Here is a 10,048-nt window from a genome sequence, read left to right as displayed (position 1 = left end):
AGCGACAAGGACTTCGTCGTGGCCCGCTCCTGGGTCGCCGACGTCCTCGACGGCCGCGCGCTGTAGCCGGGATCCGCGCAGTCGCCCGGCTGTGCAGTCTCCCGGTCGCGGTGGCCCCTCACCTGTGGTGCCTCTCGCCTACGGGGGCATTCTGTGCGGCCGGGTGCGTGCCGCTGCGGGCGGGTGCATTCGACGCCGTCGGGGACAGGAATCCTGTCTCCGCACGCGCAGGGTGTCCCCGGCGGTGCGGAAATGTCCCCGTAATCGCAGGATGTCCCCGGCGGTGAGGGAGCGTCAGTGGACAGGTGACCGCGGCGTGCGTAAGGCTCGGAGTTGTGACCAATCCCGACGCCCGTACCGAGACAACCGCCGAGACAGCCGCCGCCTCTGCCTCCTCGCCCGTCCCCACCGCTCCGGCCCTGACCTCATTGCCCCGACGTCGTGACGCCGGGCCCTACCGCGTGATCATGGTGTGCACCGGCAACATCTGTCGTTCCGCCATGGCTGAGATCGTCCTGCGCGACCGCCTCACTGCCGCGGGCCTCCCCATGCTGGAGCCCGACGGCGTCGTCGTCACCTCCGCTGGCGTCTCCGACGAGGAGCGCGGCAACCCCATCGACTCCCGGGCCCGCCGTGCACTGGTCGAGGCCGGCTACGGCACTGGCGCCGATGACGCCTCACGTGCCACGGACATCGCCATCACCTCTCATGTGGCCCACCGCATCACCGACGCCGAGATCGCCGAGGCCGACCTCCTGCTGGCCATGACCGACTCCCACTGGAACGTCCTCCAGCGCCGCGCCGCCGGGCTTGAGGCGGAGCCGTCCCGGATCCGCATGTACCGCGAACTCGACCCGGCGGCCGCCCGGCAGGCCGAGGCCGTCGCTGTGGGCCAGGCCTCCCGCAGCGTCCTCAACGTTCCCGACCCCTGGTACGGCACCATGGCCGACTTCGTCGACACCCTTGAGGTGGTCGAGCGGGTCAGTGACGGGCTCGTTGACGAGCTCTCCACGCTGCTCGGCTGAGCCCTGAGCCGGTGGGCTCAGCGCAGGCGGTTGTCCAGCCAGTGCGTGACGGCCTGGAGGTACTCGGTGCGCGCCGGCGGCCCGGACAGGGCCAGGTCGTGGACACCGTTGGGGATCTGACGGACGGTGACGTCATCGCCCAGGTACTGCGAGCGGTCGATGATCTGCTCCACGTCGAGCACCACGTCGGAGTGCTGGGCCTCCTCCAGACTCGCCCTGACGCCGTTGCTGCTCGTTGAACAGCACACGAGGATCGGCACCCGGATCCCCAGCCCGTGGTGGACCTCGCGCTGCAGGCGGCGGATCCCCGCCAGGAACCCGGCTCGTACGGGGAAGGACGGCGCCGGCTTAAGCGCCAGGTCCCAGTCCCACTCGCCGCGCCAGCGCCGGTGAAGGGCGGCCAGGTAGTTGTCCTCCTCGCCGCTGCCGGGCTCGCCGATGATGCGCTCGGGGTCCCAGCGCGAGATCAGGTCCACGAGGGCCGACCCGTAGGAGCGCACCAGCGCCGAACCGCGCAGATCCAGCCACGGGGAGTTGAGCACGACCGCGTCCACGGTCCCGGGGTGGTCTGCCGCCCAGATGACCGCCTGCAACCCGCCGGTCGAGTGCCCGTTGAGGACGACGACGTCGTGCCCGTGCTCGGAGCGGATGAGACGCAGCGCCTCGGCGATCTCCTCGTCGTGGACGCGCAGGTCGCGCACGTCGTGCGGGGAGGCGTACCCGACCCCGGCGCGCCCACAGGCTCGCAGGTCCAGTGCGTAGAACTCGTAGCCGGCGTCGAGATAGGCCTGCGCCAGGTGGGTCTGGAAGAAGTAGTCGCTGCGGCCGTGGAGGTAGAGGACCGCACGCGAGTGGCGCGGCCGGCTCGCCCGACCGGCCGCCTGGCGCTGGTAGACGAGCACCGCGTGGTCGGCTCCGGGCGCCTTCGTGGACGACTCGGTCACCGGGATGCGGCGCGCCAGCCACGGCTCACCCAGGATGTCGGGAGTGATCGTGTCGTCGGAGGTACCGGATGATGTGTTCGCCGGGGGCGGGGGTGCCGGTGCTGGAGATGCCGGATCGCCCTCCGCGGCGGGGCCGGTCGGGGTCGGCTCGGGAGAGGTCCGGTCTGGCATCGCGCTCATACGCAAATCCAAACACGGCGCGCGGGCGGAGACGAGTAGCGTCGCCAATACGAGACCCGGAAGTGCTTGGAGAGCCGGTGAACCATCGATGAGAACCGCGCTGAGGACGGAGGGGACGCCCTGCTGATCCGCGGTCGGGCCGGTGGCTCGGCTCGTGAGCCGAACCACCGGGCTCGCGGCGAGGACTCGACGCCTGCCGGCGCCGCTGGGAAGCAGGAGTGACCTAGGTCCCTTGGGCTCGTCCTCGCTTGCGCAGTCGATGAGACGCTGCGTAAGTTATTCGTGGCCATCTAGAGCAACCGAGAGACCTGGCTCGACGACATTGCAGCAACCCCCTTTATGGTGCGGGTGCTTCCGCCAGGAACGATGGAGGAATACGTGAGCACATCCGACCAGTCCGCCGCCGACCCCGGCCGGTCCGAGGACGGCGACGCGTCCGGCTCTCAACCCGAGCCCATGATCTCCCTGCGCGACGTCCACAAGGTCTACCGCCTGCGCAGCGGTAAGGAGGTACGGGCCCTGGACGGGCTCAGCCTCGACGTCGCCCCGGGATCCATCCACGGCATCGTCGGCACCTCCGGCGCCGGCAAGTCCACACTCGTGCGCTGCCTGACCTCCCTGGAGCGCCCCACCAGCGGTCACGTGAGCGTCGACGGCCAGGACATGACCGCCCTGTCCGCCGGCCGGCTGCGCGAGGCCCGACGCCGCATCGGCATGGTCTTCCAGCACGCCAACCTCCTCGACCAGCGCACCACGGCGCAGAACATCGCCTACCCACTGGCGCTCGCGGGCGTCCCGGCAGGACAGCGCCGCCCGATCGTGGAGCGCATGCTCGGCCTGGTGGGCCTGGCCGACCGCGGCGCCTCCTACCCCTCTCAGCTCTCCGGCGGTCAGAAGCAGCGCGTCGGCATCGCCCGCGCGCTCGCCGACGACCCGGCCGTCCTCCTGTGCGACGAGCCCACCTCCGCCCTGGACCCGGAGACGACCCGCTCCATCCTCGACCTCATCAGGAGCGTACGTGACACTCTGGGGTTGACCGTCATCATCATCACCCACGAGATGAGTGTGGTCCGTCAGATCTGCGACTCCGTCAGTCTGCTCGAGGCCGGCAGGATCGTTGAGAGCGGTCGCCTGGAGGATGTCGTGCTCGATGTCGGCTCCCGCCTCTCGCGCGAGATCGTGCCCTTCCCGAAGGTGCCCGAGGCCGCCGTCGCCCACGGCGAGAGCGTCATCGACGTCTCCATCACCGCCCACCCGGGCCAGCCGGCCGCGGTCGCCCTCATGTCCATGGTCGCCGAGCTCGGCGGTGACATCGCCGCCGGCGTCTTCGAGACGATCGGTCAGGCCCAGATCGGGCGCCTGGCCGTCACCATCCCCGGCCCCGACACCGCCCAGGCCGTGCAGGTGCTGCGACAGGCCGGTATCGCTGCGGAGGTCCGCTCATGAACTCGATGCTCCTGCCGCTGGCCGCGGCCGCCGCCCAACCGAGCAGCCGCACCTGGCTCGACAACCCCGTCATCCAGCGCAAGCTCGGCCACGCCCTCGTCGAGACCCTGTCGATGACCGTTGTCTCCGGAGCCCTGACGATCCTCTTCGGCCTCATGCTCGGGCTCGCTCTGGTCTCCACCGGTAAGCGCGGCCAGTTCCGCAATCCCTCCCTGTACTGGGTGCTTTCCCAGATCGTCAACATCGGCCGCTCCATGCCCTTCATCATCCTCATGGTGGCTCTCATCCCGATCACCCGGATGCTCGTGGGCACCTCTCTGGGCTGGCAGGCGGCCTGCGTACCGCTGACGATCGGTGCGATTCCCTTCTATGCGCGCCTGGTGGAGACGGCCATCAACGACGTCGATCACGGAAAGGTCGAGGCCGCCCTCATGATGGGGGCCTCCGGGCGGCAGATCACCTGGGGCGTCCTCGTGCGCGAGGCGCTGCCGATCCTCATCCAGTCCGCCACCGTCACCATCATCACCCTCTTGGGCTACTCCGCCATGGCCGGTGCGGTCGGCGGCGGCGGTGTGGGCGACCTCGCCATCCAGTACGGGTACCAGCGCAACATGGTGGACGTCATGGTCATCACCGTGGTGGTCATCGTGGTCATCGTCGGCATCATCCAGCTCCTCGGAGACATGCTCAGCCGGCTGGTGAACCACCGCTGAGGCGATCACCAGCCGGGTAGGCGCACCGGCTCAGCTCCGATCGGTCCGGATGCGGCCGGCTGCGTCGTCGGGCCCAGCACCGTCAAACCTTCTCCTCCTCCCAGTCACCGGGGCCGTCCGCCCCTCCGAAAGGAACCGCCATGTCCTCCTCCATCTCCCGCCGCTCCGTCATCGCAGGCGGCCTGGCCACCGCTGCCGCCCTCACCCTGGCCGCCTGCGGCTCCAAGTCCGGCAAGAACGGCGATGTCAAGGGCATCAAGGTCGATGGCAACACCGCCACGATCACCATCGGTGCCACCCCCAAGCCCCACGTCGAGATCCTCCAGTGGGTCCAGGACAACCTCACCGAGGGCTCCGGCATCAAGCTGGACATCAAGGAGATCAACGACTACCAGACCCCCAACTCCTCGCTTGAGGACGGCTCGCTGGCCGCCAACTTCTACCAGACGCCCAACTTCCTCAAGCAGCAGAACCAGGAGAAGGGCTACGACTTCGTCTCCATCGCCGACGTCCACATCGAGCCCATGGGCATCTACACCTCCAAGGGCTACAAGGACGTCCAGGAGATCCAGGACGGCGGCACGATCGTCCTCAACAACGACCCGGCCAACACGGCACGCGGCCTCAAGCTCCTGGCTGCGGCCGGGCTCATCGAGCTGGACAAGGCCGCCGAGCTGCCCACCGACACCGACGTGACCTCCAACCCGAAGAACCTCAAGTTCACCACCGTCGAAGGCGCCCAGGTCTACAAGTCGATGCCGGACGCCGAGGCCGCGGTCATCAACGGCAACTACGCCATCGAGGCCGGACTCAACCCGAAGAACGACTCCCTCTTCCTGGAGAAGGGCGGTAAGGACTCCGAGTACCCCAACCAGCTCGTCGTGCGCAAGGACGACAAGGACAACGAGCACCTCAAGAAGCTCGCCAAGCTCCTCAACGACGAGAAACTGCGCCAGTACATCACCACGACCTGGCCCGACGAGGCCGTCATCGCGGCGTTCTGACGCCGGGGCGCCCGTCTCTTCTCGCCCCCGCCCGGCTGGAAATGCACCCGGCCGCGCAGAATGTCCCCGCCCGTGTCGGTTCAGGCGGCGATGGCCGCTCCCAAGAGGATGAGGCGCAGCGCCCGCTCGGTGGCGTCGGTGACGAGTTCGTCGGCCCGGGAAACGGCCTCGGGCAGGTCCATGGGGACCGGGATGATACCCATGACGGCGTCGATCCCGGCGGCGTGGACCTTCTCCGAGCCGTGGCCGATCGAGCCGGCCAGCGCGATGACCGGCTTGCCGGCCAGCTTGGCCCTGCGTCCCACCTCGGCGGGGATCTTGCCGCGCGGTGTCTGGAAGTCGACGGCGCCCTCGGCGGTGATGATCAAGTCGGCTCGGGCGATCTGGGTGTCGAGGTCGACACCGCACAGGTCGGCATCCATGAGCACATCGAAACGCGAGCACAGCCTCGCCCCCAACCCCGCGGCGAGCCCGGCCCCCAGCCCGCCCGAGGCGCCGGTCCCGGGGCCGGTGAGCAGGTCGCGGTGGGCCGTATGGGCGGGGAAGGCCTCGGCCAGGAGCTCGGCCCAGTGGACCAGGCCGGCCTCGAGTGCCTCCACCTGCTCCGGGCTCGCCCCCTTCTGGGGCCCGAACACACGGGCCACACCGCGCTCGCCGGTGAGGAGATTGTGCATGTTGCCGGCCACGAGGACCTCGACGCCGCGCAGCCGGTGATCCATGCCGGAGGTCTCGATCCGCTGGACCCGGACCAGGTTCGAGCCGATCGGGTCGACCTCATCGCCGCTTGCGTCCAGGAGTCGGGCGCCCAGGGCGACGAGCGCACCGGCCCCGCCGTCGCAGGTCCCCGAGTCACCGCAGCCGATGATGATGCGCCGGGCCCCGCCGTCGAGCGCCACAGAGATGAGCTCGCCGACGCCGATCGTCGTCGTGGCCCCGGGGTCGCGCATCTCGGCGGGCACCAGGCGCAGGCCGGCCGCTGCGGCCATCTCCACCAGCCAGGTCCCCTGGGCCGAGGCGCCCAGGCGGGCCAGGTGGGAGTCGACCGGTTCGCCGACGGGGCCGGTGACGCGAGTGGCGATGAGGTCGCCGCCGGTGGCTCGGGCCATCGTGGCCGCCGAGCCCTCACCGCCGTCGACCAGCGGGAGCTCGACAACGACGGCGCCGGGCAGGAGGCGGCGCACTCCGGCGGCCACCGCCTGGCACACCCCTTCCGGGGACAGGCTCTCCTTGAAGCCGGAGGGGGCGACGAGAATACGGGTGGGTACGGACGTGGGCATGATCTTCCTCCAGAGGTACTGGGTTGTCAGGGTCTGACAGGAGATGGCGGGGGTTGTTGAGAAACAGAGAGGTACAGAGGGAATGGCGTTCCCCAGTTGGGTCGTCCGATGCCGCCGGGCCGGTCGGTCTCACCAGTGCAGGCCCAGCAGCGGCCACAGCCAGGCGCTGCAGGCCATGACCAGGACCACCATGAGGGGCCCAAGGAGCAAGGACAGGCGCCGCAGGTCGTCCGGGGAGAAGGTCTCCACGCCGTCGATGTCGGAGAACATGGCCACGGGCTTGGCCGAGGACGGCAGCGTGTGGCAGAAGCCGGCGGCGGCGGTTGAGGCGAAGGCGGCCGCGGCCGGACTGACGTCCACCGCCGGGGCCAGGGCGACGACGATCGGGATGAGGACGGCCGAGCGGGCCGAGCGTGACTGGATGACCAGGTGCGACGCCGTCGAGAGCACCACGACGACCAGCATGAAGGGCCATGGCGAGTCGATCCGCAGTGCGTTGAAGGCCGAGGTCGCCACCCACTTCGCGGCGCCGGTGGACACCAGCGCATCCCCCATGGCGAGGGTGGCCGCCATGAAGACCAGCAGCGACCAGGGCGCCTTGGCCAGCGCCTTGCGCAGTGACACCGAGCCGTAGCCGGGCAGTGAGGTCACCAGCACGCCCAGAAGGGCCACGATGGCCGGGTCGACGCCGTGCAGGGACTCGGTGCACCACAGCACCACCACCGTGCCGACGAGCAGGGCGGCCCGGTTCTCGGCCTGGGTCAGGGGGCCGGTGACCGGGGTCGGCGAGGCCGCCGCGAGGTCGGCGATGTCAACGCGCACCCGACGGTGCATGTCCTCCTTGCGGGTGAACAGTCGCATGATGAGCTCGGTGGACAGGTGGCTGGACAGCGCCGCCAGAGGCAGGCCCAGCAGCAGCCATCCGGCGAAGGAGAACTCCTGCCCGCCGGCCGAGGCCACGATGTGGGAGGTCACCAGGTGGGCGCCCGCTCCCAGGAAGGAGCCGACCGCGGACAGCAGGATGACGGTGGGGAAGATGAGTGACAGGGCGTGGATGAGCCGCTTGCGGGAGGCCGCCAGAGCGGCGTCGTCTCCCGAGCCGGTGCGCAGCGCGCCGGCCAGAGCCGTGTAGACCGGCAGCAGCAGGGCGGCGCGTCCCGAGGTGGAGGGTGCCGCGAAGACCGTGGCGACGATCGCGGCCGTCACCAGGTGAAGCAGGATTCGCGGATGGTCCGTGCCGGTCACGAGCCAGGCCGCCAGGCGGCCGGTCAGGCCCGAGGCGCTCACCCCGACGGCGATGACGAAGGCCGCCACCAGGAGCCAGATCGTGTCGTCCCCGAGGCTGGCGAACATCTCGTCCGGGCTCAGGGCGCCGGTGAGGACCAGGGCGGTGGCGGCGCCCAGGGAGATGTAGGTGTCGTCCACGGTCGTAAAGGCCCAGGCCCACACCGAGGCGATGAAGATGACGAGAGTGAGCGCGGCGGTGACGGACAGGCCGCCCTCGGCGCCGCCCGTGCGCCAGGCGGCCGCGCCCACGGCTGCGCACAGGCTCACGGCGAGAGATGCGGACAGGATGCGCCGCCATGGCAGGCGCCGGGCCGGGGCGGGCTCGTCGCGCCTGGCCAGGGAGAGCGGTAGGGTCTCGCGCACGGTGGGCGTGTCGGTCTCGAAGGAGCCGACGGTGTCGGTCTCGGTGGTCATGAGCCGGCCTCCTCTCCCGAGGCGTCATGCGAGCGGTCGTCGTGGGTGACCGCCGGCTCGCCGGTGGTCACCCGAGGCGCCGTGTCCGCCGAGGTACGTGAGGAGGGGGCGGTGGCCGGGGAGGCGACGACGGCGGGATCGGGGTCCGAGGAGAGGCGCCAGGAGCTGTCGGCCGGGATGCGCAGTCCGACAGTGGCCCCCTGGCCCGAGGCGGAGACGGCGAAGACGGTGCCGTCGTGGGCATCGGCGATGGCCCGCACGATGGCCAGACCCAGCCCGGCGCCGCGGGGTCTGCCGCCGGTCTCGCCGTGCGTGAATCGCTCGAAGAGCCAGTCGACGTCGTCGTCGGCCAGTCCCGGGCCCTCGTCGGTTACGGAGATCTCCAGCCCGCTGCGACCGTATCCGTCGGTGCCCGGGGCGATGGTGAGTGTCAGGGGGCCGTCGCCGTGCTGCAGTCCGTTGCGGGCGAGGTGGCCGGTGGCCTGACGCACGCGCTCGACGTCGAGCGTGGCCGTGCCCTGGACCCTGAGGTCGAACCTCCAGCGGCCCGGGGCCATGGCCTCGACGTCGTCGAGCAGGGTGCGCGCCAGCTCGGTGATCTCGACGTCGGGGGTGGGGTGGGCGAAGTCGCGTCGTTCGGCCTGGGTGAGGGACTGGAGGTCGTCGAGAACTCGTTGCAGCTCGGCGATCTGGGTGCGTTGCTGGAGAACGGTGCGGGTGGCCGGCTGACTGGCCAGGCGTGCGTCCATGACGGCCAAGGGGCCGGAGATCTCCTGGTGAGCGCGCAGGACGAACTGGGTCTGGCCGTCGAAGGCCTCCTGGAGGCGGTCCAGCATGCCGTTGAACTCCTCGGTCAGACCGGCGATGTCGTCGCGGCCCTTGACGGGCAGGCGGCGGTTGAGGTCCTGGGTGGAGACGGATGCGGCCGCGGTGCGCAGGTCGCGCAGGGGCCGCAGGATCTGGCGGGCCACGAGCAGCCCGACGACGCCGGTGAGGACCAGGACTGCCGCGCTGATGCCGACCATGAGCCAGATCGTGGCGTTGATCTGGTCCACGCGCGAGGCGGTGAAGCTCATGGTGATGACGGACAGGTGCTGGGAGGGGTCGTCGGGCTCGAGCTCGACCCGGGCCCAGCGGACCTCTCCGCTACCGTAGTCGGTGGCGCCCGATGGCGACTGCAGCAGCTTCACGAACAGGGGGTCCGTGCTGGTCGGCTCCAGGGTCGGGGCGGAGGCGCCGGAGGCCTGGGTGGCCTGACCGGTGGCGTGGTTGTAGATGATGACGGCCTCTCGGTCGGTGAGCTGCTGGCCGTCCCGGTAGACCTCCATGAGGCGGGTGGTGGAGGTGAAGGGCTGAGAGGTGCGCGGGTCGACGCCGGTGGCAGCGAAGTTCTGGAGCTCCTTGACCTCGTGGGCGACGTCGGTGTTGGCGGAGCGGGAGACGTCCGCCATAAGGGTGGAGCGCACGGAGACGATCATGCTGGTCAGCCCCAGGGCGACGACGAACAGCGTCCAGGTGACGATGCGCAGCCGGGCGGGGACCGAGGATCCTGAGGCCGGGTCGGTGGCTAACGGGGGAGGGGATGAAGGGATGGAGGACATCGGTATCAGCTCCCATCATCGGCGAAGGTCAGGTGGACCGGGCTGGGCTGCGCGGGCGGGCCGGGGACGACGGCCATGAACTCGGCGGCCAGCGCCAGCGCCACCGGGACGAGCATGAGCAGGGCCAGGGCGAGGATGCGGCGTGAGGTGTTCATGC

General features: G+C 70.3%; 8 protein-coding genes. 4 read left to right on the top strand and 4 right to left on the bottom strand.

The window, feature by feature from the left end:
- Positions 1–467: 467 nt before the first annotated feature.
- Complete coding sequence (locus tag RWR81_RS10770) at positions 468–1,025, top strand: low molecular weight protein-tyrosine-phosphatase (protein ID WP_314457652.1); 558 nt, start codon at positions 468–470, stop codon at positions 1,023–1,025.
- A gap of 17 nt (positions 1,026–1,042) precedes the next feature.
- On the opposite strand, the gene RWR81_RS10765 is transcribed toward RWR81_RS10770, so the two are convergent.
- Positions 1,043–2,149 carry an alpha/beta hydrolase gene (locus RWR81_RS10765; RefSeq protein WP_314457650.1) on the bottom strand — a complete coding sequence of 369 codons (1,107 nt, stop codon included), beginning with the start codon at positions 2,147–2,149 and terminating at the stop codon, positions 1,043–1,045.
- A 339-nt stretch (positions 2,150–2,488) separates the two neighbouring features.
- Between RWR81_RS10765 and RWR81_RS10760 the strand changes: the two genes are divergently transcribed.
- From RWR81_RS10760 to RWR81_RS10750, 3 genes are all read left to right on the top strand, one after another.
- A complete protein-coding gene (locus RWR81_RS10760) occupies positions 2,489–3,595 on the top strand; it encodes a methionine ABC transporter ATP-binding protein (RefSeq protein WP_399498425.1) in 1,107 nt (368 codons plus the stop codon).
- On the top strand, positions 3,592–4,308 hold the full coding sequence (locus tag RWR81_RS10755; RefSeq protein ID WP_314457646.1) for a methionine ABC transporter permease: 717 nt from the start codon (positions 3,592–3,594) through the stop codon (positions 4,306–4,308). Before RWR81_RS10760 ends, RWR81_RS10755 begins: the two co-directional genes overlap by 4 nt.
- A 140-nt stretch (positions 4,309–4,448) precedes the next feature.
- Positions 4,449–5,312, top strand: coding sequence for a MetQ/NlpA family ABC transporter substrate-binding protein (locus RWR81_RS10750; RefSeq protein WP_314457644.1), 864 nt, complete (start codon positions 4,449–4,451; stop codon positions 5,310–5,312).
- Between the two features lie 80 nt (positions 5,313–5,392).
- On the opposite strand, the gene RWR81_RS10745 is transcribed toward RWR81_RS10750, so the two are convergent.
- The 3 genes from RWR81_RS10745 to RWR81_RS10735 form a co-directional block, all read right to left on the bottom strand.
- Entirely contained in the window at positions 5,393–6,589 is a 1,197-nt protein-coding gene (locus RWR81_RS10745) for a glycerate kinase (RefSeq protein WP_314457642.1), read from the bottom strand.
- A gap of 129 nt (positions 6,590–6,718) precedes the next feature.
- Positions 6,719–8,290: an SLC13 family permease gene (locus tag RWR81_RS10740; protein ID WP_314457640.1), complete on the bottom strand. Its 1,572-nt coding sequence runs from the start codon at positions 8,288–8,290 to the stop codon at positions 6,719–6,721.
- A complete protein-coding gene (locus RWR81_RS10735) occupies positions 8,287–9,891 on the bottom strand; it encodes a HAMP domain-containing sensor histidine kinase (RefSeq protein ID WP_314457638.1) in 1,605 nt (534 codons plus the stop codon). The genes RWR81_RS10740 and RWR81_RS10735 overlap by 4 nt, the downstream gene beginning before the upstream one ends.
- Positions 9,892–10,048: the final 157 nt, after the last annotated feature.

It is taken from the genome of uncultured Actinomyces sp. (assembly GCF_963526355.1).
GTDB lineage: Bacteria > Actinomycetota > Actinomycetes > Actinomycetales > Actinomycetaceae > Actinomyces.
Note: the sequence above shows the minus strand (reverse complement) of the source record. Positions and strands in the feature narration are given on the sequence as shown.

Excerpts from the sequence above, each read along its gene's own strand:
- RWR81_RS10735 (WP_314457638.1), bottom strand. The coding sequence starts at position 9,891 with ATGTCCTCCATCCCTTCATCCCCTCCCCCGTTAGCCACCGACCCGGCC.
- RWR81_RS10770 (WP_314457652.1), top strand. The coding sequence starts at position 468 with ATGGTGTGCACCGGCAACATCTGTCGTTCCGCCATGGCTGAGATCGTC.
- RWR81_RS10745 (WP_314457642.1), bottom strand. The coding sequence starts at position 6,589 with ATGCCCACGTCCGTACCCACCCGTATTCTCGTCGCCCCCTCCGGCTTC.
- RWR81_RS10750 (WP_314457644.1), top strand. The coding sequence starts at position 4,449 with ATGTCCTCCTCCATCTCCCGCCGCTCCGTCATCGCAGGCGGCCTGGCC.
- RWR81_RS10760 (WP_399498425.1), top strand. The coding sequence starts at position 2,489 with ATGGTGCGGGTGCTTCCGCCAGGAACGATGGAGGAATACGTGAGCACA.
- RWR81_RS10755 (WP_314457646.1), top strand. The coding sequence starts at position 3,592 with ATGAACTCGATGCTCCTGCCGCTGGCCGCGGCCGCCGCCCAACCGAGC.
- RWR81_RS10765 (WP_314457650.1), bottom strand. The coding sequence starts at position 2,149 with ATGAGCGCGATGCCAGACCGGACCTCTCCCGAGCCGACCCCGACCGGC.
- RWR81_RS10740 (WP_314457640.1), bottom strand. The coding sequence starts at position 8,290 with ATGACCACCGAGACCGACACCGTCGGCTCCTTCGAGACCGACACGCCC.